Consider the following 25,688-nt stretch of genomic DNA (forward strand, 5'->3'; position numbering starts at 1 on the left):
GCCCGAGCGATCAGCCCGGCCGGCAGCGTGGCGCCCGGCGGCGAAGCCGCGTCGCGAGGCGACCGCGGTCCGAACGCAGCGAGCGACCGTGCGCGCCTCTCGACAGGGCGACACGCTCGACCCAATCGATCAGCCCGGCCGGCAGCGTGGCGGACGGCGGCGCAGCCGCACCGGGCGAAGCCCGCGGGGCGAGCGGAGCGAGGTCCGGGCGGCGAGCCCGGTATCCGACACGCTCGGCCCGAGCAATCAGCCGAGCTGGCGGCGTACCTCCGCGGCGACGGCGGCGCCGTCGGCCCGGCCCTTGACCTGTGGCTGCACGATGCCCATCACCTGGCCCATCGCCTTCGGCCCGGCGCCAGCGGCCCCGGCCTGCTCGACGGCGGCGGTCACGATCGTCGCGATCTCCTCCGGACCGAGCTGCGCGGGCAGGTAGTCCTGGATCACCGCCGCCTCGGCGCGCTCCTTGGCGGCGCTCTCGGGACGGTCCCCCTCCTCGAACGCGACCGCGGCCTCGCGGCGCTTCTTGGCCTCGGCGGCGAGGACGGTGAGGACCTCGTCGTCGGTGAGCTCCTTGGCGACCTTGCCGGCGACCTCCGCATTGGTCACCGCGGTCAGGATCATCCGCAGGGTCGAGGACCGCACCTCGTCGCGGGCCTTCATGGCGGTCGTGAGGTCGGTGCGCAGCTGGTCCTTGAGGGTGCTCATGCCTCGATTCTGCCTGTCGTGGGCGAGACTGGACGAATGGGATTCGGTACGGCGCTGCTGCGGACCGTCGGCGCCGGGGCCGCCCTCGGGACTGCCGTGACGTCGTACGCGCTCTGGGAGGCGCGTCAGTACACCCTGCGCCACGTCGACGTGCGGGTGCTCCCCGCCGGCATGCGGCCGCTGCGGGTGCTCCACCTCAGCGACCTCCACATGACCCCCGGGCAGGCGCGCAAGCAGGAGTGGCTGCGCGCCCTCGCGCGGCTGGAGCCGGACCTCGTCGTCGACACCGGCGACAACCTCGCCCACCGGGCCGCCGTCCCCGTCGTCCTCGACAGCCTCGGCGGGCTGCTGGAGCGTCCGGGCGTGTTCGTGCACGGCTCGAACGACTACTTCGAGCCCGGGCTCCGCAACCCGCTCGGCTACGTCCTGCCGGACAACGGCAAGCGGCACACCTCGACCCCGCAGCTCCCCTGGCGCGAGCTGAGCGCCGGCCTCACCGGCGCGGGCTGGGTCGACCTCACCAACCGCCGCGACCGGCTCACGGTCGGCGAGACCGTCCTCGCCCTCGCCGGTGTCGACGACCCGCACCTCGCCTACGACGACCTGGCCGCCGTCGCGGGGCCCGCCGATGCCACCGCCGACCTGCGTCTGGCACTCGCCCATGCGCCGTACCTGCGGGTGCTGGACCGGTTCGCCGCCGACGGGTACGACGCCGTCCTCGCCGGCCACACCCACGGCGGCCAGGTCCGGCTCCCCTGGCCCGGCGACTCCCGCGCGTACGCCACCAACTGCGACCTCGAACCCGCCCGGGCCCGTGGCCTGCACCGCCACCCCGCCGACGCACGTCCCGGCGACCCGGGATCGGCCTGGCTGCACGTGTCCGCCGGTCTCGGCACCAACCCGTACACCCGGATCCGGATCGCCTGCCGCCCCGAGGCCACGCTCCTCACCCTGCTGCCGGGTGCGTCGTCTCGCGCCTGAGGGCACCGGCGATTGCGGGTCCGGCCAGCCGCTCCGCTATGCTCCCGTGCTGGTGAGCCGCTCCTCGGAGCCGGTTCATGGCGGGCTGTGGCGCAGCTTGGTAGCGCGCCTCGTTCGGGACGAGGAGGCCGCAGGTTCAAATCCTGTCAGCCCGACCGATCGACGGGCGGATCCGGTGAGACCGGATCCGCCCGTCGGGTTTTCACGCCCGTGTCGCCCTGCGGCCACCACTCGCTCACCTGTGCGTTCGTGACACACTGCATGCCATGTCTGACGAGCAGGACAAGCTGAAGCTCAGCTTGGAGCCGCCGAAGCTGTTCGGGCGGAAGAAGAAGGCGACCGGTCAGGCACCGGCCGCCCCGGCCCGCCCTGCTCGCCCTGCCGCCCGTCCTGAGCCCGAGGTCGCCGCGGAGCCCGAGGTCGAGGTCGTCCCGGAGACGGAGCCCGCGATCTCTCCGGAGACTGCCCCGGAACCCGAGCCGGAACCCGAGCCGGAACCCGAGCCGGAACCCGAGCCCGAACCCGAGCCCGAACCCGAGCCCGAGCCGGAACCCGAGCCGGAGCCCGAGGCCGAGCCGGAGCCCGAGGCCGAGCCGGAGCCCGAGGCCGAGCCGGAGCCCGAGGCCGAGCCGGAGCCCGAGCCCGAGCCGGAGCCCGAGCCCGAGCCGGAACCCGAGCCGGAACTCGAGCCGGAACTCGAGCCCGAGCCCACCGTCGTGCTCCCCGAGACGGAGGAGCCCGCCGCCGACCGGGAGTCCGCGCCGAAGTCCGCACCGAAGGCGAGCCCCCCGCCCGCCACCAAGCCCGCACCGAAACCTGCCCCGAAGCCCCGGCCCGCCGCGGTCGAGGTGGAGCCCGAGCCGGTCAGCGCCGCGGAGCTCGAGGACGCCGAGATCGCCGCGTTGGGCGCCGGCGGCGCCCTCCTGACCGCCTACCGCGCCGCGGCCCTCTCCGGCCTCGTGGTGGGCGCGGCGATGGTCGTCCTCACCTGGCTGTCCCTGCGCGGCTGCGAGGCCGTGCGCGGGACGTCCTCCTGCGGTGGCGGCCCCGGCTTCCTGCTGCTGATCGCGACCTTCGCCCTGTGCGTCCTGCTGGGCGCCCAGCTGCTGAAGGCGTTCGCCATCCCGGATCCCGGCAGCAGCAGCTTCCTGGCGGTCGGCCTGGTCGCGGTCGTGGCCCTGCTCTTCCTCATCGACCTGCTCGACCACTGGTCGACGCTGATCATCGTGCCGATCCTCAGCATCGGCGCCTACCTCGCCTCGGTCTGGGTCACCAAGACCTTCGTCGATCCCGCCGACACCTGATCGACCCGGCGCATCTGAACGCCGAAATCGCATCGACCCGTCGCGTTCAAACGCGACGGGTCGATGGTGAGGTGGATCAGCGCGAGGCGGCGATCAACTCGGCGATCTGGACCGTGTTGAGCGCGGCGCCCTTGCGCAGGTTGTCGTTGGAGACGAAGAGCGCGAGCCCACGGTCGTCGTCGACACCGGGGTCCCGACGGATCCGGCCGACGTACGACGGGTCCTTGCCTGCCGCGGCGAGCGGGTTCGGGATGTCCGCGAGCTCCACGCCGGGAGCGCCGGCGAGCAGCTCGCGGGCACGCTCGGGGGTCAGCGGCCGCGCGAACTCGGCGTTGATCGCCAGCGAGTGACCGGTGAAGACCGGCACCCGCACACAGATGCCGGAGACGCGCAGGTCGGGGATGTCGAGGATCTTGCGGGACTCGTTGCGGAGCTTCTGCTCCTCGTCGGTCTCGTCGAGACCGTCATCCACGATGCTGCCGGCCAGCGGGAGGACGTTGTAGGCGATCGTCCGCTGGTAGACGCCCGGCTCGGGGAACGCCACGGCCTCGCCGTCGTAGGCCAGCTCCCGGGCCTTGTCGCCCGCTGCGGCGACGCCGGTGGCGAGCTCCTCGACGCCGGCGATGCCGGAGCCGGACACGGCCTGGTACGTCGACGCGATCAGCCGGACCAGGCCGGCCTCCTCGTGCAGCGGCTTGAGCACCGGCATCGCTGCCATCGTGGTGCAGTTCGGGTTGGCGATGATGCCGCGGCCCGCCGCGATGACCGCCGCCGCCGCCTCCGGGTTGACCTCGGAGACGACCAGCGGGATCGCCGGGTCCTTGCGGAAGGCCGAGGAGTTGTCGACCACGATCACGCCGGCGTCGACGAACCGCTGGGCCAGCGCGCGGGAGGCGGTGGCCCCGGCCGAGAACAGCGCGACGTCGAGGCCGCTGGGGTCGGCGGTCTCGGCGTCCTCGACGGTGACCTCACGGTCGCCGAACTGGAGCACCTTGCCGGCCGAGCGGGCCGAGGAGAAGAAGCGGACGTCGCCGACCGGGAACTCCCGCTCGAGCAGGATCTGCCGCATCGCGACGCCGACCTGGCCGGTCGCGCCGACCACACCGATGTTGATGGCCATGACGCTCAGCGCCCCGTTCCGCCGTACACGACGGCCTCGATCTCGTCCGACCCGAGGTCGAACGCGGCGTGGGCGGCGTTGACGGCCGCCTCGACCTGGGTCTCGGCCACGACGACCGAGACGCGGATCTCCGAGGTGGAGATCATCTCGATGTTGACGCCGGCCTCCGAGAGCGCCTCGAAGAAGCGCGCGGAGATGCCCGGCGAGGAGCTCATGCCGGCGCCGACGACCGACACCTTGCCGACACTATCGTCGTAGAGCAGCGACTCGAAGCCGACCGAGGCTTGGAGCCGCGAGAGCGCCGTCATCGCGGTCTGGCCCTCACCGGCGGGCAGCGTGAAGGAGATGTCGGTCAGACTGGTCGCGGCGGCCGAGACGTTCTGCACGATCATGTCGATGTTGATCTGTGCCTCGGCGACGGCGCGGAAGATCGCGGCCGCCTCGCCCGGCTTGTCGGGGACGCCGACCACGGTGATCTTGGCCTGGCTGCGGTCATGGGCGACACCGGTGATGATCGCGGCTTCCATTGCATTCTCCTGAGCAACATCCTCGGCCTTGACGACCCAGGTGCCCTCCTTCTCGGAGAAGGAGGAGCGGACGTGGATGGGCATGTCGTAGCGGCGGGCGTACTCGACGCACCGCAGGTGCAGGATCTTGGCGCCCTGCGCGGCCATCTCGAGGGTCTCCTCGTAGGAGATCCGGGGCACCTTGCGGGCGCGGGGCTCGATGCGGGGATCGGCGGTGAAGATGCCGTCGACGTCGGAGTAGATCTCGCAGACGTCGGCGCGCAGCGCGACGGCCAGCGCCACGGCCGTCGTGTCGGAGCCGCCGCGGCCCAGCGTGGTGATGTCCTTGGTCGTCTGGGAGACGCCCTGGAAGCCCGCGACGATGGCGATCGCGCCCTCGTCGATCGCGGTCTGGATCCGGCCCGGCGTGACGTCGATGATCTTCGCCTTGCCGTGCTCGGCGTCGGTGATCACGCCGGCCTGGGAGCCGGTGAACGAGCGGGCCTCGTGACCGAGGTCGTGGATCGCCATGGCCAGCACGGCCATCGACATCCGCTCGCCCGCGGTCAGCAGCATGTCGAGCTCGCGCGCGGGCGGCAGCGGCGAGACCTCGTTGGCGAGGTCGATCAGCTCGTCCGTCGTGTCCCCCATCGCCGAGACGACGACCACGACCTGGTGGCCGGCCTTCTTCGTGTTGACGATGCGCTGTGCGACGCGCTTGATCCCGGCGGCATCGGCGACCGACGAGCCGCCGTACTTCTGCACGACAATGCCCACGGGGGCTCACTCCTGGCGTGGTCTCGGGGACGGTGCTACTTCTAGGGCAAGGCCACATCGACGGGGCCGCCCCCGAGTCTACGAGAGGGGGCTAGCCCTTTTCCGCGCTGTCCAGTACGGCGGCCGCCGCCTCCACCAGGGCGAGCTCCTGGGTGGTGTCCAGATCGACGTCGAGCCGGTCGTGGGCGACGACCGAGAGCAGCGCCTTCATCGCCGACCCGGCGAGCGCGCCCCACGAGGACACATAGGAGAACTGCCACCACCACAGCGCCTCCTCGACGTCACCCGCCTCGTAGTGGCGCACGCCGACGGCGAGGTCGGCGGCGATGCTGGTGAGGTCGTCGGACAGCAGACCCTCGACGACCTCGGAGTCGTAGGGGTCGAAGACGTAGCTGTAGGTGTCCAGGTCGCCGAGCAGCCGCGCCAGCTGGAGACGCAGCTCGTCGATGTCATCGGGGTCGGGACCGTCGTCGGGCTGGTACTCGTCGCGCGGCGCGAAGTCGCGATGCACTCCCAGCCGGGCGCCGGTGAGCGCGATCTGGCTGATCTGGAGCAGCAGCAGGGACACCGCCTGCCCGCCGCTCGCCTGTGCCGCGACGACCCGTACGCCGTCGAGGAAGGACCGCACCGACGCGGCGATGTCGTCGGCCAGTCGCACGGTCTCCGTCTCGACCGCGATCAGCGCCTCCAGCGCCGCGAGGCCGGGGAGCTGCTCGGTGGTGGTGCTGTCGTCGCTCATGTTCCCGTTCATGTCGCTGTCTGCCTTCCCACGAATGCCCGACCCAGGGTGACCTCGTCGGCGTACTCCAGGTCTCCTCCCACCGGAAGTCCACTGGCCAAACGCGTCACGCGCAACCCCAGGGGGCCGAGCATGCGCGTGAGGTACGTCGCGGTGGCCTCGCCCTCGAGGTTCGGATCGGTGGCCAGGATCACCTCGGTGACGGTGCCGTCGCCGAGCCGGGTGAGCAGCTCGCGGATGTGGAGCTGCTCGGGACCGATGCCGTCGATGGGCGAGATCGCACCGCCCAGGACGTGGTAGCGGCCACGGAACTCGCGGGTCCGCTCGATCGCCACGACGTCCTTGTACTCCTCCACGACGCACAGCACCGCCGGGTCGCGACGCGGGTCACGGCAGATCCGGCACTGGTCGTCCTCGGCGACGTTGAAGCAGACCGAGCAGAACTTGACCTTGTCCTTGACCTCGATCAGGACCTCGGCGAGCCGTCGTACGTCGGCGGGGTCGGCCTGCAGCAGGTGGAACGCGATCCGCTGGGCGCTCTTCGGACCGACCCCGGGCAGCCGCCCGAGCTCGTCGATGAGGTCCTGGACGACGCCTTCGTACAAGAGTGCCGCCCTCGCTCAGAAGCCGAGCTGGCCGGGCACCTGGCCCGGTCCGCCCGGACCGGGGAGACCACCCAGGTCGGGGAGCCCGCCGGCCAGTGGTCCGAGCATCTGCTCGGCGAGCTCGTCGACCTTGGCCCGGGCGTCGCGGAACGCGGCGACGACCAGGTCGCCGAGGTCGGCGAGCGCCTCCGCGTCGGTGCCGTCGATCGCGTCGGGACTGATCGTGACGGCGGTCAGCTCGCCGGCTCCGGTGACCGTCACGGTCACGGCGCCGCCGGCGACGGAGCCGTCGACGGTGGCCTCCGCCAGACGCTGCTGGGCGCCCTGGAGCTGGTCCTGCATCTGCTGGGCCTGCTGGAGCAGGGCACCGAGGTCGAGGCCGCCGGCGCCACCGAGGGCGTCGAAGGGGTTCTGGCTCATGGTGAGGGTCTCTTCTCTGTGGTCCGGGCGGTTGGCTCGAGTGCGGCGGCAGCGGCTCAGTCGCCGCGGGGGATCTCCTCGATCATCTGGGCGCCCAGCTCGCGGGCGAGGAGCTCGGCGCTGGACTCGGCGTCGACCTCACGGTCGTTGAGGTCGACGGCGGCGTCGGGGTCCTCCGGCGGCGCCTCCGCGGCGGCATCGGCCTGCGCCTGGATGTCGGCCACCCGCGAGCGACGCGACACCGGCTCCTCGGGCGGTCCGTCGGCCGGCGGGGGCTCGGTGGCCCACGGCGGCGGGTCGTCCGGGGGCGGTGCGGACGGTCCGGTGGAGGAGGACGGGACGGCGGAGGAGGGCGGCGCGGTGACCTCCGGCCAGCCACCGGACTCGGCCGCCGCCGGGGCCGGGGCGGCCGGGGTGGCCGGGGCGGCCGGGACAGAAGCGGCGGCCTGGGTGGCCGGGGCAGAAGCGGCGGCCGGCTCCGGGGTGCGTGCCCCCGGGTCGGCGGCGGGGTCGACGATCGCCTCGACCCGCACGTCGGCACCGATCTCGTCGATCACTGCCTGCTGGACGATCTCGGCGTGCCCGCCCGACTCGAAGGAGCGGCGCGGGCCGTCGGTCTGGAAGCCGAGGCTGAGCACCTTGCCGTTGAAGCCGACGACCTGGGAGTTCTGGGTGAGGTGGATCCAGGTGACCCGCTTGACCCCCTTGACCCGGTCGATGACGGAGGGCCACAGCCGGCGGACGTCGACCAGGCTCAGGCCGCTGCCGCCGGCGCTGCTCCCGGCACTGCCCCCGGCCTGCTCCGGACCGGCCGCGGCCGGCTCCGCGGCGGCAGCGACCGACACCGACGGCGGGGGCTGCTGCGCGACGGGCTCGGGAACCGGCTCGGGCTCGGGTGCATGGGCCGGCTCGGGCGTCGCCTCGACCACCGGCGTGGGCGCCGGAGCCGGAGTGGGCGGCGGCGTGGGTGCCGGGGCGGGAGCCGGGGCGGGAGCCGGGTCCTCGACCCGCTCCGGCGCCGCCCGCTCGGCCCGCGACGGCACCGGCCGGTCCTGGGCCGGGACGACGGCCGGAGCGGCTGCGGGTGCGGACTCCGCGGACGTCGTACCGCTGATCGAGGCGCGGCGCTCGAGCCGGTCGAGGCGGGCGAGCACGCCCTCGGTGGTGTGGTCGGCGGCGGGGAGCAGGATCCGGGCGCAGATCAGCTCGAGCAGCAGCCGGGGCGCGGTGGCGCCGCGCATGTCGGTGAGACCGGCCGCGACCAGGTCGGCGGCGCGGGTCAGCTCAGCCCGGCCGAAGGCGGCGGCCTGCGCGACGAGGCGGTCGGCCTGGTCGCCGGAGAGGTCGAGCAGACCGGAGGCCGCAGCGTCGGGGACGGCGGAGATGATGACGAGGTCGCGCAGCCGGCGGAGCAGGTCCTCGGTGAACCGGCGGGGATCCTGCCCGGTCTCGATCACCTTGTCGACCACACCGAAGACCGCCGAGCCGTCGCCGGCGGCGAAGGCGGACACGACGTCGTCGAGCAGCGTGTCGGGGGTGTAGCCGAGCAGGCCGCTCGCCAGGTCGTAGGTCACGCCCTGCGGGCCCGCCCCGCCGAGCAGCTGGTCGAGCACCGAGAGCGTGTCGCGGGCCGAGCCCGCGCCGGCCCGCACGACGAGCGGCAGCGCCGCCGGCTCGATGGAGACACCCTCGCGCTCGCACAGCTCGGTGAGGTACGACGTCAGCAGCCGCGGCGGGATCAGCCGGAACGGGTAGTGATGGGTGCGCGAGCGGATGGTCGGGATGACCTTCTCCGGCTCGGTCGTGGCGAAGATGAACCGCAGATGGGGCGGCGGCTCCTCGACCAGCTTGAGCAGGGCGTTGAAGCCCTGCGTGGTGACCATGTGGGCCTCGTCGATGATGTAGACCTTGTAGCGGCTCTTCACCGGCGCGAAGAAGGCCTTCTCGCGCAGGTCGCGGGCGTCGTCGACGCCGCCGTGGGAGGCGGCGTCGATCTCGATCACGTCGATCGAGCCCGGCCCGTTGCGCGCCAGGTCGCGGCAGCTCTCGCACTCCCCACACGGATCGGAGATCGGCGCCTTCTCGCAGTTGAGCGCGCGGGCGAGGATCCGCGCACTCGTCGTCTTGCCGCAGCCGCGGGGACCGGAGAAGAGGTAGGCATGGTTGACCCGGTTGCCGGCCAGCGCGGCCCGCAGCGGCTCGGTGACGTGCTCCTGCCCGATGACCTCGGCGAAGGTCTCGGGCCGGTAGCGGCGATAGAGCGCGAGCGGGGAGTCCACGGGAGCCACCCTAGTCGCTGGCCCCGACACGTCCGGGGGCCGTGGCGCCGTCCCCTGCGGCGCGGCCCGACCCCTATCGTGAGGCGCGAGCCACAGGGAGGACGAGCATCATGACGACGATGGACCGGGACGAGGCGAGGGCGTTCCAGAAGCGGATGGTCCGGGTGCGCGAGGACGCTGCCCTGGGCCTGCTCCTCGGCATCGGCGACGAGCTCGGGCTGCTCGACGTGCTGGCCCGCACGGGGCCCGCGGACACCGCCACCCTGGCCACGGCGGCGGGGGTCGACGAGCGGTACCTGCGGGAGTGGCTGGACGGGATCGTGGCCGGGGACGTCGCGACGTACGACGCCGCGACCGGCCACTACGCGCTGTCCCGCGAACGCGCCGCCTGCCTGACCCCCGCCGACGGACCGGTGAACCTCGCCCGCAGCATGAAGATGCTCACCATGCTCGCCGGCGTGGAGCCCGAGCTGCGCGAGCGGTTCCGGCACGGCGGCGGGCTCGGCTACGACCGCTTCCCCCGGTTCCACGAGCTGATGGCCGCCGACGCCGCCGCCGTCCACGATGCCGGCCTGCTCGACGTCGTGGTGCCGACCGTCCCCGGCCTCCACGAGCGGCTGACCGAGGGCGCCGCGCTCGCTGACATCGGCTGCGGCTCCGGCCATGCCGTCAACCTGCTCGCCCGGGCCTACCCCGCGAGCCGGTTCGTCGGCTACGACCTCGGTGCCGAGGCGATCGCGGCGGCGCGCGCGGAGGCCGCCGCGTGGGGACTCACCAACGCGGCCTTCGAGGTCCGCGACGTCGCCGAGCTGGGTGAGGCTGCGGCGTACGACGTCGTGACGGCCTTCGACGCGATCCACGACCAGGCGTTCCCCGACCGGGTGCTCGCCGGCATCGCGGCGGCGCTCCGCCCGGGCGGAACCTTCCTGATGGTCGACATCAAGGCCGAGACGGGTGTCGAGAACAACCTGGGCCTGCCGTGGGTGACCTACCTCTACACGATCAGCCTGATGCACTGCATGACCGTGTCGCTCGCCCACGGCGGCGCCGGGCTCGGCACCGTGTGGGGCCGGCAGACCGCGATCCGGATGCTCGAGGAGGCGGGCCTGGTCGAGGTGGAGGCCCGCGAGGTCCGGAGCGACCCGTTCAACTACTTCTACCTCGCGCGCAAGCCGTAAGCCGGGCGGGACGAACCGGGAACGAACCGGGCGGAACGAAGAGGCCCCCCACGTACCCGATAGAGCTCACTTACCCTTGCTGCCTTCCGGCCCTGGGGGAGTTGGGTGAGATACCGCCACGTGGGGGGTTGCGGGCCACTTTAGAGGATGGGGTGCGCCCGATTCACATCGACCGCGGCATCGGGACGGGGGCGAGCTCAGCGCAGCAGGTCGAGCACGGTCAGCAGGACCGGCGTGACCATCACGACCAGGAGCACCCAGGCGACCATCCGATGGGAGCGCTTCGCACTGTCCAGGGAGCCCGCGAACTCGAGCAGGGCACCGTCGGGCACGGACCGGTTGAGCCCCATCCGCTGGGCGTCGGTGGGCAGGTGCTCGGCGCGAGCCCACGGCTCCGGCTCGTCGCCCCGCGCGGTCATGCTTCGATGGTACGCCGCCGAGCCGGTCGGGGGACGAGTCCCGATTCCACCCCACCGTCCATCTGCCGGTAACCTCCTCCGCGGAGGTATCGCCTAGTGGCCTATGGCGCTCGCTTGGAAAGCGGGTTGGGTTAACGCCCTCGGGGGTTCGAATCCCCCTACCTCCGCCGCAGATACCGACGGCGCCGACGAGAGTCGGCGCCGTCGGTGCTTTTCGGGCATGGGGCGAGCGGCTCGGCAGGCAAGTAACACGCCGTCCACCGCACCACCGGGACGCTCTCAGCACGAACGCGGCGAGAATGCGGCCTCGCGCGCTGACAACTGCCGACCAGTCACGCGGACAGCGTGTTACTGGTCCACCCCGCACCGACCCCGCGCCCCACCCGCGGCCGGTCCGGCGGGCTCAGCGGCGACGGGCGAGCAGCGGGCGCAGCAGGAGCAGGACGACGAGCGCGGCGCCGCCGCCGAGTCCCCACCAGATCGCGTCGTGGCGGGCACCGGCGAGGACGTCGGCCTGGGCGCGGGGTGGCTGGGCGGGCCGGACCTGCTGGGTGCGCTCGGCGCCCATGTCGGCGATGTCGCGCTGGATCGCCTCGACCGGCTGGACGACGCCGTACCCCGTGATCGGGCTGGACGGGCCACCGTTGCCGCTGGCGGTCTGCTCCAGGCGGGTCCGCAGCTGCTCGGCGTTCTCGTCGGGGTGGGCGGACCACACGAGGGCGGCGACACCGGCCACCTGGGCGGCGGCCCACGCGGTCGAGGCGCCGTCGACGACGCACCAGCCACCGTTGAGGGCCTTGGAGACCGCGCCGGCGCCGGGCGCGGCGAGGTCGATGGCCGAGCTGCGGAGCACGGTGCCGCGACTGCCCGGCGTCGAGACCCCGACCGCGATCGCCTTCGGGTGGGCGGCCGGCCAGATCACCTCGGCGGCGTCCTCGCCCTTCTTCGCCTCCCCCTCGTAGCCGTCGGGGAAGGCACCCTCACCGGAGGGGCGGTCGCCGGAGGCGGCGACCAGCAGGGCGCCGGTGCCGACCAGCCGGTCGACCTGCGCCTCGAGCTCGGCGGAGTACGGGACCTGCGCGGGCACGACCACGACGGTCCGGGGCCGGGCACCGCCCTCGCGGGCGGCGGCGATCTCGCCGAGCTTCTGGGCGAGGTCGGCGGCCGTGGGGACGCGCTGCCCCTCCTGGGAGCGCTCCAAGGTGTCGTAGAAGCGTCCGTCGACGACCTCGGCAGCGGGGGCGATCCCGACGTCGACACGACTCGGCTCGGCCTGGTCGGGACCGGCGACGATGCCCGCGACGGCGAAGCCGTGGCCGCTCGGCAGCTCCACCGGCGCCGTCCCCCGGAACCCGTCGATGCCGCTGTCGACGACGACCACCTGCACGCCGGCACCGGGCTGCGTCCCGGTCTTGCGCACCAGCGCCCGGGCCTCCTCGACGTGCAGCGCGAGGTTGGCCGGGTTGTCTCCCCTGACCGAACGCTGGTCGGTCGTGCTCGCACTGACCTGCAGGCAGCGAGGTCCCTCGACATCGGCCGCGACATGCCCGCGCGGGACCGCAGCGGCCGGCGTACCGACCAGGGCGGCGCCGGCGAGAGACAGCCCCACGGCGACGCCGGACAGCCCACCCACGGCGACGCGGGCGGGCCACCCTAGCCGCACGACCGGTCCCTCGACGGCGGGCAGAGCGCGGCATCCTGCGACAGCTCGGGACCGGCCTCGAACAGCTTGTTCCACACGTCGGGGACGACCAGCCCGGGGACCTTGCCGTAGCCGAGCTGGGCGAGATCGTCGGTGCTGGCGACCGGATAGCTGTAGCCGCGGTCGTCGATCAGGTGGATGGTGCCGCCGGCGCTGGTGATCCAGTCGGCCGAGCGGATCACCGCGCCGTGACCGGAGGCGACGGTGACCTCGCGGTCGCCGGTGGCGACGTCCTCGGCGCTGGCCGCGCCCGTGGGCGCGGAGACCAGCCGTACGGCGGGCTCGGTGTCCTCGTCGGTCGTCAGCTGGGCGCAGGCCTGCTCGGTGGCGGGCAGCGAGCCGGCCAGGACCTGCTCCGGCCAGTGCTCGCCGGCGCCGGCGGCACCGCGCACGATGTCGAACGGCGCGCCTGGTACCTCGGTCACCGCCTGCGGCGCGCGCTTGCCGAGAGGCGTGTTGCGCAGCACCGCCGCCTCGAAGGGCGAGAGCTCCACGAAGCCGGTCCTCGTGAAGGCGTACGTCGTGCCGGAGCGCTCCAGCCAGTCCCCGACGCGGGCACCGTCGTAGCCCGGGAGGCGGGCCGGCTGCCCCCAGCCGTCGATGCCGAGGCCCTCGGCGTCCAGGGACGCGCCGGGCGGGAACAGCTCCAGCCAGGCGTCCGGCACGGCGATCATGTTGTTGGGCGAGATCCGCAGGTCGCTGTAGAGGCCGTCGCTGCCGTTGGTGAGCTCGTAGCGGTACGCGCGGCGCGGCAGGCCCGGCACATCGGCCTCGGCGATGAGGTAGACCGCGTCCTTGGCGGCCGAGCGCACCACGAAGCCGGTGGTCGGCACCGGCGTCACGCCGGGCGAGGCCTCGACCGACGTCTGCATGCCGAGTCCGCTGCCGGTGCACGACGTCCAGCCGCTCTCGACCAGGTCATCGGCGCCCGGCACGGTGGCGGGGGCGTCGAGGATCCCGATCGGCGGCCCCTTCCGCTCCCCCGCAATCTCGTCGTCGGGCACCTTGCGGGCCTCGACGCCGGCACCGAGGATGAGCTGGGCCGACGTCACATTGATGACCGGCCGCACCCGCGGCAGGCCCGACGCGAGGTCCTCGTCGAGGATGACGTAGAGCGCGCCACGGTCGTCGGCGACGAGTCCGGGCTTGTCCCAGTCGACCTCGGCGCGGTCCGAGAGGGCGCCGGCGATGGCGGCACCGGCGACGAGCAGGACGGCGAGCGCGATGCCGCCGACGATCATCCGGCCGGGGCGCGCGGGCTCCACCTCGCGGCCGCCCGGCGCGCCGGACACGAACGCGGTGACCAGCCGGCGACGGCTGAAGGCATAGGCCTCGACGAGGTCCTTCTTGGTGGCCACGGACCGTCCGTCCTATCCGAGCCAGTCGCGCACCTGGTCGAACAGACCGGTGGCGACGACGAGCAGTGGGAGCAGGGTGAGGAGGGCGACGGACTCGAGCAGGTCGCCGAGCCGGCCCCGGCGTACCGACGGGGCGGCGGGGCTGAGCGTGGCGACGAGGAGCACCGCGCCGACGACGGCGAGGACGACAGCCAGCGTCGGGCGCCAGTCGGGGTGGAAGGCGAGGACGGCGACCGCGGTCGCGGCGATGCCGGCGACACCGGAGGCGAGGCCGAGCAGGACCTCGCTGCCGGTGCGGTACTGGCGGGTGCGGAGCACGACGATCAGGCAGGCGTCGACCGCGAGCAGGGTGCCGGTGATCCCGAGGCTGACGGCCAGCGGGGCGACGAGGACGAGGAGCAGGCCGACGGTGCCGCTGATCGCGAGCAGGATCTCGTGGGCGACCCGGGCGTCGGCGGCGACCCGGGCGCGCTCGATGTCGTCGGGGTCGGCGGTGATGTCGGCGGGCGAGTACAGCTGATCGACGCGGGTCGTCGTGGCCCCGAGGGCCAGCCACGGGAAGACGCTGCCGGCGAGGACCACGAGCACCAGGACCGTGGTCAGCAACGGCGCGGGGGCGAAGCCGTCGGGCGAGGAGCGGACGTAGATGCCGACGCCCACGCCGAGCGCGCCGACGACGATCGGCGGGAACGCCAGGGTCCGGCCGGGGCCGAGGCCGATCAGGCAGACCACTCCGGCCACGAGCGCGCCGGCGCCGGCGGCGGCGAGCGGGTCGGCGAACCAGCTGTCGCTGTCCGGGGCGAACATGATGCCGGCCACGGCGGCGTACCCAGCGCCCAGCCAGGCCACGGCGACGCCGGCCTCGTGCTCGCGCTGCGCCCGGGAGAGGACGATCGCGCCCGCGCAGAGCGCGACGGCGACCAGCGCGGTGGCCGCGGCGGCGATGTCGGAACCGCGCTGGACCAGCAGGGCACCGGCACCGAGAGCGAGGAACAGGCCCGCCGCGACGAGCGCCGTACGACGCCCGGCGGCCGGGTGCCAGGGCTCGAGATCGTGCTCGACGACATCGGTCATCGCCTCGACGACGTCGTCGTAGACCCGGGGCGCGGGGTCGTCGACGCCTGCGGTGACCGTCAGCAGGCCGCCGTCCTCGATGCCCTGGAGGGTCAGGCCGGTGTCGAGCGCCAGCCGGCGGCCGTCGGCGGTGCCGACGCGGTAGCCGCCGTGCACGGTCGCGGGATCGAGCAGGCCGACGCTGCGGGCCAGCTCGGGCAGCAGCTCGGCGACCGGGATGGCGCCCGGAAGGACCAGGTCGACCCGCCGGGTGCCGGAGGTGACCGTCACCCGGACCAGCCCGGAGGTGACGGCGGCGCTCGTGCGCGGCGCTTGTGTCATCTGCCCCATCCTTCCCGAGAGCCCGCGCTCCGGATCCTAGTGACCTTGCGGCAAGGTACCCGCACAGCAGCGAAGGGACCGACCAGGAGGTCGGCCCCTTCGGCGCGGGAGGCCGGCAGCACGGCGAGAGGCGACCTCCGGGAACTTGCTTTGCTTTCGCGTCGCCGCAGCCGCGCTCGGCCCAGAGAACCCCGGCCGGCAGCACGGCGAGAGGCGACCTCCGGGAACTTGCTTTGCTTTCGCGTCGCCGCAGCCGCGCTCGGCCCAGAGAACCCCGGCCGGCAGCGCGGCGAGAGGCGACCTCCGGGAACTTGCTTTGCTTTCGCGTCGCCGCAGCCGCGCTCGGCCCAGAGAACCCCGGCCGGCAGCACGGCGAGAGGCGACCTCCGGGAACTTGCTTTGCTTTCGCGTCGCCGCAGCCGCGCTCGGCCCAGAGAACTCAGAACCGGCCGGCGCCGCGCTTGTCGGCCTGGATGTACTCCGAGTTGGACTGGTAGGTCGTCTTCGAGACGCCGTCCAGCAGGTCGAGCAGCTCCTTCATCGCCCAGTCCCAGGCGGACTTGGCCTGGTCGTAGCTCAGTCGCTGCTCGCTGTCGGGAGCCCAGGTGCTGATGTAGGGCTGGGCGTCGCTCTCGAGCTGGTCGAGGCGGGCGTTCATGGCCTTCGCGGTCTCGTACATGTTCTGCGCCGCGGCCTCGAGGGAGGCGTGCTTGACGCGCAGGCCGTCGAGGGCACCGAAGTCAGGTCCGGTCATGGTTGTCTCCTGGAGTTCGTCGAGTTCGTGGGTGGGTGGCGGGGACTACTGCTGGCCGAGGCGGTTGAGGAGGTTGACCATCTCCGAGCCGGCCTGCTCGTCGACCGCGACGTTGTCCTTCTCGGTCTCGGTCAGGGACGCGTGGAAGCGGTCGAGGGCCGTGGTGACGACCTTGTGCTTCTCGAGCCACGCGTTCTTGAGGTTGTCGAAGGAGAGACCGGCGGTGCCGACCCACTCCTGGCGCATGCTCTCGAGCTGGCCCTCCATCGTCTGGGCCTGCTTGCCGAGGTCCTGCTTGGCGGTGATGACCAGATCGGCGACCTTCCCGAGGGCGCCCTCTGCGTGTCCGAACTCGACTGCCATGTCTGCTCCTTGGTGCTGGTTGGCGGGCGGTGAGGCCCGCCCCGTGCAATTCGGTTTCCTCGATCTGGCTCCCCGAGTGCTGCCAAAGAGCCGACGCGTGTGGTGCTACCCCTCGCCCGCGCAGGGCTAAACCTCAACCCGTGACTTCCCACAGGTGACGGAAGAAGCCGACGGCGACGACGAGGGAGCCGACGGCGACGGCACCGCAGATCGCCTCGGCGATCTCGGCGCGTCGCGACCACCACGCGGACCGCCAGCCACGGCCCACGAGGACCGCCGCCAGCACCAGGGTCCCGGCCAGGGCGACGGCGACCGCGGCCACCGCTCCCGGCGAGACGACCGGGCTCCCGCTCGCCGGGGCGAGACCGAGCAGGACGACGGCCAGGGCGGCGAGCGCGACCACGCCGGCCAGGCGCAGCAGCCGGCTGGCAGTGGCGTGCCGATAGCTGCGGGCGGCGAACAGCAGCGTCGCACCGCCGAACCCGATCAGGCAGCGGGCGCCCGCGCTGTCGAGGGGCAGGTGCGCGGTGGCGAGCAGCAGGGGCGTCGTGACGACCACGACGAGCAGCACCGCGGTGGCCGCCGCCGTCACGACCCGGGCGCCGCGGGCCGCGACGGCCTGCACGGCCTGCTCCGGGACGACGATCCGGCCGCGTCGCCCCGTGGGTCGCTCGCGGGCCGACCAGGCGGTGACGGCGAGGCGCTCGAGGTCGAGGAGGTACTGGTCGGGTACGTCGACCGCGAGCTCCGGCACGAACCGGGCGGCCAGGACCGCGGCGAGGAAGAGCACCGCCCACACCGCCTGGGGCGCGACACCGATCAGCGCGCCGAGCCCGGCGACGGCGAACCAGCCGGCACCGACCGCGATCCAGACCCGGAGCCCGTCGACCGCGGGGTCCTCGGGGGCCGCCAGCGCCCGGCCGACGCCCGCGGTGATCGCCGCGCAGAGGGCGGCGATGCCGGCGACCGTCGGCAGCCGCTCCGGCAGCGGGTCCCAGGCGAGGGCGAGCCCGGCCGCGGCGGCGTACGCCGGGGCGGCGAGCGCTCGCTGGGAGCGCAGGACGCCGATCGGCAGGCAGCCGACGGCGGCCGCGGCGAGGAGCACCGCCACCACCGGCCAGCGGTCCTCGGTCGGCAGTCCGGCGGCGCACCACCCGGCCACGGCGGCGACGCCGACGGCGAGCGCGAACCAGAGCGCCGAGGCCGGTCCCGCGGTCAGCATCGCCTCGCCCGCCTCGCCCGGTCGGAACCTGCTGCGCGGCGGCGCGGGCCGCGACGACGGATCGACCGCGACGACCACGGAGCCGGCGACCAGGCCCGCGGCGCCGACGACGGCGGTGGGCTGGAGCGGCTCCCCCGACCGGGTGACCAGCGGGAGCACGACGGGCAGGCCGGCCTCGGCGGAGTAGGTCCGGGAGACGTCCTCGAGGGTCGCGTCGACCGGCACGGTCAGGTCGAGCACGCCTCGCGGGCCGTGCACGCTCACCGCGGTGACCGTGCCGGGGGCCGGGCTACGGGTCCCACTCACCGGATGACCACCCCCAGCGCCTCCCGAGATCAGTGTCGTGCCGGACCGAGGTTCACGGCCCGGTTCGCAGGGTAGTCCTCCTACCCGTGCGCTCCGATGCTCCTTACCCCGCCGAACCCGTCTCCTATCATCGGTGCGGTCGACTGAACGGGCAGCGCGGCAGGGGACGACAGGGGACGGCAGCGTGACGGTGGGGATCACTCCGGGCGGCGGACCGGGCATGCACCGCGGCGTTCCGGGCGGGCCGCCCGGTGCGTTCCCTCCGGGAGCCCTCCCCCCGGGTGCGCCGGGCGGGCCGCCGGGCCGCCGAGCCGCGCCCCCGCCGGCCGCCCCGGGCAGCCTGACCCAGCGCGGCAACCGCGGCGAGCGGCCCGAGCTGCCCAGCGGACAGCTCCAGTTGCAGCCGCCCCCTCAGCTCCAGCCGAGCGAGGGCGCTGCGGGCGTCGCGATGAACGCCATCCCCATGCTCGGCAGCCTGGGCTCGATCGTCCTCGTCGCCGGGCTCGGCGGCGCGGGCGGCAACCAGGCGCTGCGGTTCATCGCCGCGGGCATGTTCCTCTTCGCGACGCTCGGCTTCATCGTCGTCCAGATCGACCGGCAGCGAAAGCAGCGCCAGCAGCAGGTCACCGGCTCGCGCACGGAGTACCTCCGCTACCTGGCGACCGTCCGCAAGGTCGCCCGCGAGGCCGCCGACCAGCAGCGCCGGGCGCTGACCTGGATGCACCCGTCCCCGACCGCGCTGCCGTCGCTCGCCGAGGACCGGACCCGGGTGTGGGAGCGGTCCTCGTCCGACCCTGCCTTCCTCCAGGTCCGCTACGGCGTGTGCGCCCAGCCGCTCGCCCTGGAGCTGCTGCCGCCGGAGAGCGCCCCCATCGACGAGGTCGACCCGGCGTCGGCGTCGGCCCTGCACCGGCTGCTCGTCGTGCACCGACTGCAGCCCGACCTGCCGGCGTCCATCGACCTGCGGGCGTTCGACCGGATCGAGGTCTGCGGCGACGAGGAGGAGGCTCGCTCGCTGGCGCGCGCCCTGCTCTGCTCCGCGGCGACCTTCCAGTCCCCGGAGAACCTGCAGGTCGCGGTGCTGGCCGACGAGGCGACGCTGGCGCACTGGGACTGGGTGAAGTGGCTGCCGCACGCCCACAGCCAGCACCAGAACGACGCGGTCGGGCCGGCGCGGATGGTCACCACCTCGCTCAGCGACCTGGCCACGATGCTGCCGCCCGACCTCAGCGAGCGGCCCCGCTTCGGGGCCGACGAACGGCCCGCGATCCCGCACATCATCCTGGTCACCGACGGCGCCGAGCTACCGCCGGGCAACCACCTCGTCCCCTCCGACGGCCTGCACGGCGTGACCGTGATCGACCTCCCCGCCCGCTGGGGCGAGCTGGACAGTCCGACGGCGCTCCGTCTCGAGATCGAGGACGACGCCCGCTCGGCCGCGGCCGGGCACGCCCCCGACACGGTGCCCCTGGTCGCCGTACGCCTGCGGACCGAGCCGGTGCGCGCCAAGGCGGACCAGTGCGGAGCGGCCACCGCCGAGGCCCTCGCCCGGCGGCTGACCCCGCTGTTCACCCCGACCGCGGGCGCCGCGGTCGGCGAGGAGGCGGCGGCCGACCTCACCGGACCGACCGACTTCATGGACCTGCTCGGCCTCGGCGACGTGCACACCTTCGATCCCGGCACCGCCTGGCGGGCGCGGCCGGCCCGCGACCGGCTGCGGGTGCCGATCGGCGTGGGCGACAGCGCCGGCCCGATCCACCTCGATATCAAGGAGTCCGCCCAACAGGGCATGGGCCCCCACGGCCTGGTGATCGGCGCCACCGGCTCCGGCAAGTCGGAGTTCCTGCGCACCCTGGTCCTGGGCCTGGCGATGACCCACTCCCCCGAGCAGCTCAACATGGTGCTCGTCGACTTCAAGGGCGGCGCGACCTTCGCCGGGATGGCCGAGATGCCCCACGTGTCCGCGGTCATCACCAACCTGGCCCAGGAGCTCACCCTGGTCGACCGCATGCAGGACGCGCTGTCCGGCGAGATGGTGCGCCGTCAGGAGCTGCTGCGCGAGGCCGGCAACTTCGCGTCGATCCGCGACTACGAGAAGGCCCGTACGTCGGGTGACCCGGCCGCGGCCGGACTCGCCCCGTTGCCCTCACTCTTCCTCGTGGTCGACGAGTTCTCCGAGATGCTGTCGGCCAAGCCGGAGTTCATCGACCTGTTCGTCGCGATCGGCCGGCTCGGCCGCTCGCTCGGCCTCCACCTGCTGCTCGCCTCGCAGCGCCTGGAGGAGGGCCGGCTGCGCGGGCTCGAGTCGCACCTGTCGTACCGGATCGGATTGCGCACCTTCAGCGCCCAGGAGTCGCGTGCCGTGCTCGGCGTACCGGACGCCTACGAGCTGCCGGCGGTGCCGGGCCTGGGCTACCTGAAGCCGGACCCGACGACGATGACGCGGTTCAAGGCGGCGTACGTCTCGGGGCCGCCGGAGACCAGCCGGCGCCGGGTCGTGCGCGACAGCGGCGGCAAGGTGCGCGGCATCCTGCCGTTCACCATCTCCGAGGTGCAGACCTTCGACGAGCCGGAGCGGGACGAGCCGGACGGTTCCGCGACCCCGGCCCCCGTCGAGGGCAGCGCGTCGCTGCTGGACATCGCCGTCACGCGGATGGACGGGCTCGGTCCGGCCGCGCACCAGGTGTGGCTGCCGCCGCTGGACCGACCCGACACCCTCGACCAGCTGATGCCCGACCTCGCGCCGCACCCCGATCTGGGCCTGATGTCGCTGCAGTGGCGCGGCGTCGGTGGCCTGACCGTGCCGCTCGGCACCGTCGACCGGCCGCGCGAGCAGCGGCGCGACACGCTCACGATCAGCCTGAGCGGTGCGGCCGGCCACGTCGCCGTCGTCGGCGGGCCCCGCAGCGGCAAGAGCACGCTGCTGCGCACGATCGTGACCAGCCTGTCGCTGACGACGACCCCGCTGGAGTCGCAGTTCTACGTCCTGGACTTCGGCGGCGGCACCTTCGCGCCACTGACCGCGCTGCCCCACGTCGCCGGCGTCGGCTCCCGCTCGGAGCCGGAGGTCGTGCGCCGCATCGTCGCCGAGGTCAAGGGCATCGTCGACCGCCGGGAGCGCTACTTCCGCAACCAGGGCATCGACTCCATCGAGACCTACCGCAGTCGCCGCGGTCAGGGCCGCGCCGACGATGGCTACGGTGACGTCTTCCTCGTCATCGACGGCTGGGGCACGCTGCGCTCCGACTTCGACGACCTGGAGCTGGAGATCCAGCAGCTCGCGGGGCGCGGCCTCACCTTCGGTCTCCACATCGTCACCGCGTCGACCCGCTGGCCCGACTTCCGCGCCGCCATGCGCGACCTGCTCGGCACCCGGCTCGAGCTGCGCCTCGGCGACCCCATCGACTCCGAGATCGACCGCAAGGTGGCGGCGCTGGTGCCGGGCAACCGGCCCGGCCGCGGCCTGGTCCCGGGCAAGCTGCACTTCCTCGGCGCGCTGCCCCGCACCGACGGCGAGGGCGCGGCCGAGACGCTCGGCGATGGCGTCGACGCGCTGATCGCGGCGGTCACCGCGGCCTGGCGCGGCCCGGCCGGCCCCAAGCTGCGGCTGCTGCCCGACCGGATCACCCTCGACGAGGTGCGGGCGCAGTCCGGCACCCCGCCGCAGCGGCAGCTGCTGCTGGCCATCAACGAGAAGGAGCTGGCACCGGTCGCCCTCGACGTCGACGCCGAGCCGCACCTGCTGCTGTTCGGCGACGGCAAGTCCGGCAAGACCAACCTGCTGCGCACGTACTGCCAGGAGATCATGCGCACCCGGACCCCGGCCGAGGCCCAGATCGTCCTCGTCGACTATCGCCGCTCGCTGCTGGGCGAGGTGCCCGAGGAGTACCTGCTGAACTACCTCACCTCCGCCACCCAGGCGCAGCCGGCGCTCAACGACCTGGCGACCTACCTCCAGAACCGCATCCCGGGCCCGGACGTCACCCCCGAGCAGCTGCGCAACCGGTCCTGGTGGACCGGCGCCGAGGTGTTCGTCGTGGTCGACGACTACGACCTGGTCGCCACCCAGCAGAGCTCCCCGGTCGCGCTGCTGCAGCCGCTGATGGCCCAGGCCCGCGACGTCGGACTGCACATCGCGGTCGCCCGCCGCTCCGGCGGCGCCTCGCGCGCGCTCTACGAGCCGGTCATCCAGACCATGCGCGACCTCGCGATGCCCGGCGTCCTGCTCTCGGGCAGCCGCGACGAGGGGGCGTTGATCGGCAACCTGCGTCCGGGGCCGGCCCAGCCCGGGCGCGGCCGGATGCTCACCCGCGACCGCGGTGCCGAGGTGGTGCAGCTGGCCTGGACCGATCCGTCGCTGTGATCCTGGTGCAGGAATCGCCGGTCGACCGGCGAAACTGTCACTTGGCGGGCGTTGCAACGCACGACAAGTGAGGGAATCACCGGTCGACCGGCGATTCCTTCAGGGGAGCCCCGGCATCGGCGCGCGGGGCGGCGATCACCGCGGCGATCGCAGTGGTGACCGGGACGGCGAGGACCAGGCCGATCGAGGTGACCAGGGTGCGGATGACCTCCTCGGCGAGCTGCTCGGTGGAGATCAGGTCGATCAGCGGGCGGTCGTAGACACGCAGCAGCATCAGCAGGATGAGCGCCGTGCCGACGTACGCGAAGACGATGGTGTAGATCGTCGAGGCGATGTGGTCGCGGCCGATCCGCATCGCGCTGGTGAAGACTGCCGTGCGCGAGGCATGGGGGCTGGCGGCGCGCAGCTCCCAGACGGCGGAGGCCTGGGTGATGGTGACGTCGTTGAGTACGCCGAGCCCGGCGATCACCAGCGCGCAGCCGAGCAGTGCCTGGAAGTCGAGCGCGCCGAAGGAGGCCAGGATCGCCCCGGTCTCGTCGCTGATCCCGGTGAGCCGGGCGTCGCCGATCGCGACCACGCCGATGCCGGCGGTCAGCGCGATGCCGAGCAGGGTCCCGGCCAGCGCGGTGCTCGTGCGCAGTGAGAAGCCGTGCGTGGTGTACAGGACGACGAACATGATCGCGGTCGCGCTGGTCAGCGCCACCCCCACGCCGGGCGCGCCGTCCAGCAGCGCCGGCAGCATCCACCACCACACGACGGCGCCGCCGAAGGCCAGCCCGACCAGGCCGAGCAGCCCCCGCCAGCGGGCGACCGCGAGCACCACGGCGACGAACAGCACGCCGAGCCAGACCAGGGTGCCGTAGCGCTCGGTGGCGAAGTAGGAGTACGACGCACCCTGGTCCGGCGCCTCCTCAGGGGCCGGCGTGCGCAGCAGCTCGACCCGGTCGCCCTTCGCGAGCCCGGACTCGACGACCTCGGGGGGCACGTCGAGACGGACCGGCTCGTCCTCGCCGTCGACCAGGACGGTCACGGTGCTGCATCCGGATCCGTCGGGGAGGCCGGTCCGGCCCGAGCAGCGCTCGGCCACGGCGACCACCTCGCCGGACGGGAAGGTCACGCCGGGCGCGGCGAACTGGGCCGCGGCACCGCCGTTCTCCGCGCTGCGGGCGGCGGCGTCTCCGGGCGGCCACCAGATCGCGAGGCCGGCCACCGTGCCGATCAGGGCGAGGGCGAGCGCGGCCAGCAGGACGGTCCGGGCCGTCGTACCGACCTGGATCTCGTCGTCGGGACCGCGGTGCGCCCGGTGGGAGTGGCCGTGCCCATGTCCGTGTCCGCGGCCCCGGTGGCTGTTCACGCGGACACCCTGCCACGACCGGCCGCGATATGAGAATCGTTGTCAACTAGGGTGGGACGGTGAGTCCGCACGTGCCCGTGACCGCCCTCACCGGGCACCTCGGCGCCGGCAAGACGACCCTGCTCAACCGGCTGCTACGCCAGCCGGGGGCGCGGATCGGGGTGATCGTCAACGACTTCGGCACGATCAACGTCGACGCCGGCCTGGTCACGGGGCAGGTGGACGAGCCGGTGTCGATCGCGGGCGGGTGCCTGTGCTGCCTCGAGGACGTCTCGGGCCTGGACGCCGCCCTGGAGCGGCTCACCCACCCCCGGCTCGCGCTCGACGCGATCGTGGTCGAGGCGAGCGGCCTGGCCGAGCCCGGCGCGCTGGCGCAGATGATCCGGGCCAGCGCCGCACCGCGGGTCCGGCCCGGCGGCGTGGTCGACGTGGTCGACGCGGCGGAGCACTTCGCCACCCTCGACGACGGCGGCCTGCCGCCGGCACGGTTCTCGGTCGCCACGCTGGTGGTGGTCAACAAGGTGGACCTGCTGCCCGAGGCGACGCGCGAGGACACCGTCGCCGCCATCGAGGCCCGGGTCCGCGAGGTCAACCCGGCGGCGCAGATCGTGCGCACCACGCGCGGCCGGATCGACGCGGCGCTGCTGCACGACGTCGCCCACGCCGAGGACCCGCCGGACCAGCTCCCCCTCGCTTCGCTGCTGCGCGCCGAGCGGGCCGCGCAGGAGACCGGCCAGGACGCGCCCGACCACGTCCACGCCACCTCGGCGAGCGCGCGCACGGACGGCCCGGTCGACCCCGCTCGGGTGGTCGACCTCCTCCTCGCCCCGCCCACCGGGGCCTACCGGATCAAGGGGACCGTCGCGGTCGACACCGGCCGGGGCCGCACGGGGTACGTCGTGCACGTGGTCGGCAGCCAGGTCCACGTCGCCGCGCTCCGGCCGGCGCCCGCGTCGAGCGAGCTGGTCGCCATCGGCGTCGGCCTGGACGCCGCGGCCGCGCGCGCCCGCCTGGAGGCCGCCCTGGCCCCGAGCGCCGGGCAGCCCGGGACCGAGCGCGACGGTCGTCAGCGGCTGGAGCGGCTCCGGCGGCTCACCAGCTCGACTTCGTGATCCCGGGCAGCTCGCCGCGATGGGCCAGCTCGCGGAACCGGATCCGCGAGAGGCCGGCCTTGCGCAGGTAGCCGCGCGGGCGGCCGTCGACCTGGTCGCGGTTGCGCAGCCGGACGGGCGAGGCGTCGCGGGGCAGCCGGGCGAGTGCCCGGACCGCCGCCGCCAGCTCGGCCGTGCCCGGCTCCGCGCGGCGGACCCGCTCCTTGAGGGCGGCCCGCCGCTCGGCGTACCTCTCGACGGTGGCGCGGCGCCGGTCCTGCGCGGCGACCTTCGCGCGCGAGGCCATCAGCGCTCCTCGCGGAACTCGACGTGGCGGCGCAGGACGGGGTCGTACTTGCGCATCCGCAGGCGGTCGGGGTCGTTGCGGCGGTTCTTGCGGGTGACGTAGGTGTAGCCGGTCCCGCCGGTCGAGCGGAGCTTGACGATCGGTCGGACGTCGGATCCCTTCCCCTTCGATCCAGCCATGTCAGAGCCTCTCTCCTCGGGCGCGGAGGACGGCCACGACGGCCTCGATCCCCCGCTGGTCGATGGTCTTGATGCCGCGGGCGGAGACCCGCAGCGTGACGTGCCGTCCCAGGGACGGCACCCAGTAGCGCTTGCGCTGGACGTTGACGTCGAAGCGCCGCCGGGTACGCCGGTGGGAGTGCGACACGTGGTTGCCGAACGCGGGCCGCGCGCCGGTCACCTGGCACACCTGTGACATCTCTTGCCTCCTGCTCTATGATT

23 protein-coding genes, 2 tRNA genes and 1 other RNA gene are annotated in these 25,688 nt (G+C 73.7%); 7 read left to right on the plus strand and 19 right to left on the minus strand.

What is annotated here, in order from left to right; genetic code table 11:
• Positions 1–246: 246 nt before the first annotated feature.
• Complete coding sequence (locus QJ852_24340) at positions 247–705, minus strand: GatB/YqeY domain-containing protein (protein WGX96264.1); 459 nt, start codon at positions 703–705, stop codon at positions 247–249.
• 36 nt (positions 706–741) lie between these two features.
• On the opposite strand from QJ852_24340, the gene QJ852_24345 reads away from it, so the two are divergent.
• The 3 genes from QJ852_24345 (at position 742) to QJ852_24355 (ending at position 2,990) form a co-directional block, all read left to right on the plus strand.
• Positions 742–1,686: a metallophosphoesterase gene (locus QJ852_24345; GenBank protein ID WGX96265.1), complete on the plus strand. Its 945-nt coding sequence runs from the start codon at positions 742–744 to the stop codon at positions 1,684–1,686.
• Between the two features lie 81 nt (positions 1,687–1,767).
• Positions 1,768–1,841, plus strand: a tRNA-Pro gene (locus QJ852_24350).
• Between the two features lie 111 nt (positions 1,842–1,952).
• Complete coding sequence (locus QJ852_24355; protein ID WGX96266.1) at positions 1,953–2,990, plus strand: hypothetical protein; 1,038 nt, start codon at positions 1,953–1,955, stop codon at positions 2,988–2,990.
• A 76-nt stretch (positions 2,991–3,066) separates the two neighbouring features.
• Here the strand turns inward: QJ852_24355 and QJ852_24360 are convergent, their stop codons facing one another.
• The 6 genes from QJ852_24360 to QJ852_24385 form a co-directional block, all read right to left on the minus strand.
• Positions 3,067–4,110, minus strand: coding sequence for an aspartate-semialdehyde dehydrogenase (locus QJ852_24360; GenBank protein WGX96267.1), 1,044 nt, complete (start codon positions 4,108–4,110; stop codon positions 3,067–3,069).
• Positions 4,111–4,115: 5 nt separating this feature from the next.
• The gene (locus QJ852_24365) at positions 4,116–5,393 is read right to left on the minus strand and encodes an aspartate kinase (protein ID WGX96268.1); all 1,278 of its coding nucleotides are present in this window, start codon (positions 5,391–5,393) and stop codon (positions 4,116–4,118) included.
• 91 nt (positions 5,394–5,484) lie between these two features.
• Positions 5,485–6,132 (minus strand): DUF5063 domain-containing protein, encoded by a 648-nt coding sequence (locus tag QJ852_24370; GenBank protein ID WGX96269.1) that lies wholly within the window; start codon positions 6,130–6,132, stop codon positions 5,485–5,487.
• Between the two features lie 8 nt (positions 6,133–6,140).
• Positions 6,141–6,737, minus strand: coding sequence for a recombination mediator RecR (gene recR / locus QJ852_24375; GenBank protein WGX96270.1), 597 nt, complete (start codon positions 6,735–6,737; stop codon positions 6,141–6,143).
• A gap of 15 nt (positions 6,738–6,752) precedes the next feature.
• A complete protein-coding gene (locus tag QJ852_24380; protein WGX96271.1) occupies positions 6,753–7,157 on the minus strand; it encodes a YbaB/EbfC family nucleoid-associated protein in 405 nt (134 codons plus the stop codon).
• A 56-nt stretch (positions 7,158–7,213) separates the two neighbouring features.
• Entirely contained in the window at positions 7,214–9,436 is a 2,223-nt protein-coding gene (locus QJ852_24385) for a DNA polymerase III subunit gamma and tau (protein WGX96272.1), read from the minus strand.
• Positions 9,437–9,546: 110 nt separating this feature from the next.
• Here QJ852_24385 and QJ852_24390 point away from each other — a divergent pair, with 110 nt between their 5' ends.
• On the plus strand, positions 9,547–10,614 hold the full coding sequence (locus tag QJ852_24390; protein ID WGX96273.1) for a methyltransferase domain-containing protein: 1,068 nt from the start codon (positions 9,547–9,549) through the stop codon (positions 10,612–10,614).
• A gap of 39 nt (positions 10,615–10,653) precedes the next feature.
• On the opposite strand, the gene ffs is transcribed toward QJ852_24390, so the two are convergent.
• Together ffs and QJ852_24400 are read right to left on the minus strand one after the other, a co-directional pair.
• An RNA gene (ffs, locus tag QJ852_24395) (signal recognition particle sRNA small type) lies at positions 10,654–10,744 on the minus strand.
• Between the two features lie 67 nt (positions 10,745–10,811).
• Positions 10,812–11,033: a hypothetical protein gene (locus QJ852_24400; protein ID WGX96274.1), complete on the minus strand. Its 222-nt coding sequence runs from the start codon at positions 11,031–11,033 to the stop codon at positions 10,812–10,814.
• Positions 11,034–11,115: 82 nt separating this feature from the next.
• On the opposite strand from QJ852_24400, the gene QJ852_24405 reads away from it, so the two are divergent.
• Positions 11,116–11,200 (plus strand) — tRNA-Ser (locus tag QJ852_24405).
• 236 nt (positions 11,201–11,436) lie between these two features.
• Here QJ852_24405 and QJ852_24410 read toward each other — a convergent pair.
• From QJ852_24410 to QJ852_24435, 6 genes are all read right to left on the minus strand, one after another.
• The gene (locus tag QJ852_24410) at positions 11,437–12,696 is read right to left on the minus strand and encodes a S8 family serine peptidase (protein WGX96275.1); all 1,260 of its coding nucleotides are present in this window, start codon (positions 12,694–12,696) and stop codon (positions 11,437–11,439) included.
• Positions 12,687–14,093, minus strand: coding sequence for a type VII secretion protein EccB (gene eccB, locus QJ852_24415; GenBank protein ID WGX96276.1), 1,407 nt, complete (start codon positions 14,091–14,093; stop codon positions 12,687–12,689). Before eccB ends, QJ852_24410 begins: the two co-directional genes overlap by 10 nt.
• 12 nt (positions 14,094–14,105) lie before the next feature.
• Positions 14,106–15,488 (minus strand): type VII secretion integral membrane protein EccD, encoded by a 1,383-nt coding sequence (gene eccD, locus QJ852_24420; GenBank protein WGX96277.1) that lies wholly within the window; start codon positions 15,486–15,488, stop codon positions 14,106–14,108.
• Positions 15,489–15,927: 439 nt separating this feature from the next.
• The gene (locus QJ852_24425) at positions 15,928–16,242 is read right to left on the minus strand and encodes a WXG100 family type VII secretion target (protein ID WGX96278.1); all 315 of its coding nucleotides are present in this window, start codon (positions 16,240–16,242) and stop codon (positions 15,928–15,930) included.
• A 45-nt stretch (positions 16,243–16,287) separates the two neighbouring features.
• Positions 16,288–16,605 (minus strand): hypothetical protein, encoded by a 318-nt coding sequence (locus QJ852_24430; GenBank protein ID WGX96279.1) that lies wholly within the window; start codon positions 16,603–16,605, stop codon positions 16,288–16,290.
• Between the two features lie 133 nt (positions 16,606–16,738).
• Positions 16,739–18,091: a hypothetical protein gene (locus tag QJ852_24435; GenBank protein WGX96280.1), complete on the minus strand. Its 1,353-nt coding sequence runs from the start codon at positions 18,089–18,091 to the stop codon at positions 16,739–16,741.
• A 226-nt stretch (positions 18,092–18,317) separates the two neighbouring features.
• On the opposite strand from QJ852_24435, the gene eccCa reads away from it, so the two are divergent.
• Positions 18,318–22,496 (plus strand): type VII secretion protein EccCa, encoded by a 4,179-nt coding sequence (gene eccCa, locus QJ852_24440; GenBank protein ID WGX96281.1) that lies wholly within the window; start codon positions 18,318–18,320, stop codon positions 22,494–22,496.
• A 76-nt stretch (positions 22,497–22,572) separates the two neighbouring features.
• On the opposite strand, the gene QJ852_24445 is transcribed toward eccCa, so the two are convergent.
• On the minus strand, positions 22,573–23,850 hold the full coding sequence (locus tag QJ852_24445; GenBank protein ID WGX96282.1) for a YibE/F family protein: 1,278 nt from the start codon (positions 23,848–23,850) through the stop codon (positions 22,573–22,575).
• Between the two features lie 59 nt (positions 23,851–23,909).
• Between QJ852_24445 and QJ852_24450 the strand changes: the two genes are divergently transcribed.
• On the plus strand, positions 23,910–24,962 hold the full coding sequence (locus tag QJ852_24450) for a GTP-binding protein (GenBank protein WGX96283.1): 1,053 nt from the start codon (positions 23,910–23,912) through the stop codon (positions 24,960–24,962).
• Here QJ852_24450 and rpsN read toward each other — a convergent pair.
• Genes rpsN through rpmB form a run of 3 tightly spaced genes read right to left on the minus strand, consistent with a single transcriptional unit; the run spans position 24,943 to position 25,665 of the window.
• Positions 24,943–25,248, minus strand: a complete 306-nt coding sequence (gene rpsN, locus QJ852_24455; GenBank protein WGX96284.1) for a 30S ribosomal protein S14 — start codon at positions 25,246–25,248, stop codon at positions 24,943–24,945. The two genes, QJ852_24450 and rpsN, sit on opposite strands and share 20 nt — an antisense overlap.
• The gene (gene rpmG, locus QJ852_24460) at positions 25,248–25,427 is read right to left on the minus strand and encodes a 50S ribosomal protein L33 (protein WGX96285.1); all 180 of its coding nucleotides are present in this window, start codon (positions 25,425–25,427) and stop codon (positions 25,248–25,250) included. Before rpmG ends, rpsN begins: the two co-directional genes overlap by 1 nt.
• Before the next feature lies 1 nt (position 25,428).
• Complete coding sequence (gene rpmB / locus QJ852_24465; GenBank protein ID WGX96286.1) at positions 25,429–25,665, minus strand: 50S ribosomal protein L28; 237 nt, start codon at positions 25,663–25,665, stop codon at positions 25,429–25,431.
• Positions 25,666–25,688 lie beyond the last annotated feature (23 nt).

The organism is Nocardioides sp. L-11A (genome assembly GCA_029961745.1).
Taxonomy (GTDB): Bacteria; Actinomycetota; Actinomycetes; order Propionibacteriales; family Nocardioidaceae; genus Nocardioides.

What these genes read in the sequence shown, in the direction of transcription:
- QJ852_24380 (WGX96271.1), bottom strand. Translation starts at nt 7,157, where the DNA reads ATGAGCCAGAACCCCTTCGACGCCCTCGGTGGCGCCGGCGGCCTCGAC.
- QJ852_24370 (WGX96269.1), bottom strand. Translation starts at nt 6,132, where the DNA reads ATGAGCGACGACAGCACCACCACCGAGCAGCTCCCCGGCCTCGCGGCG.
- QJ852_24425 (WGX96278.1), bottom strand. Translation starts at nt 16,242, where the DNA reads ATGACCGGACCTGACTTCGGTGCCCTCGACGGCCTGCGCGTCAAGCAC.
- QJ852_24430 (WGX96279.1), bottom strand. Translation starts at nt 16,605, where the DNA reads ATGGCAGTCGAGTTCGGACACGCAGAGGGCGCCCTCGGGAAGGTCGCC.
- QJ852_24360 (WGX96267.1), bottom strand. Translation starts at nt 4,110, where the DNA reads ATGGCCATCAACATCGGTGTGGTCGGCGCGACCGGCCAGGTCGGCGTC.
- QJ852_24400 (WGX96274.1), bottom strand. Translation starts at nt 11,033, where the DNA reads ATGACCGCGCGGGGCGACGAGCCGGAGCCGTGGGCTCGCGCCGAGCAC.
- QJ852_24340 (WGX96264.1), bottom strand. Translation starts at nt 705, where the DNA reads ATGAGCACCCTCAAGGACCAGCTGCGCACCGACCTCACGACCGCCATG.
- rpmG (WGX96285.1), bottom strand. Translation starts at nt 25,427, where the DNA reads ATGGCTGGATCGAAGGGGAAGGGATCCGACGTCCGACCGATCGTCAAG.
- eccD (WGX96277.1), bottom strand. Translation starts at nt 15,488, where the DNA reads ATGACACAAGCGCCGCGCACGAGCGCCGCCGTCACCTCCGGGCTGGTC.
- QJ852_24390 (WGX96273.1), top strand. Translation starts at nt 9,547, where the DNA reads ATGACGACGATGGACCGGGACGAGGCGAGGGCGTTCCAGAAGCGGATG.
- QJ852_24355 (WGX96266.1), top strand. Translation starts at nt 1,953, where the DNA reads ATGTCTGACGAGCAGGACAAGCTGAAGCTCAGCTTGGAGCCGCCGAAG.
- QJ852_24345 (WGX96265.1), top strand. Translation starts at nt 742, where the DNA reads ATGGGATTCGGTACGGCGCTGCTGCGGACCGTCGGCGCCGGGGCCGCC.
- rpmB (WGX96286.1), bottom strand. Translation starts at nt 25,665, where the DNA reads ATGTCACAGGTGTGCCAGGTGACCGGCGCGCGGCCCGCGTTCGGCAAC.
- rpsN (WGX96284.1), bottom strand. Translation starts at nt 25,248, where the DNA reads ATGGCCTCGCGCGCGAAGGTCGCCGCGCAGGACCGGCGCCGCGCCACC.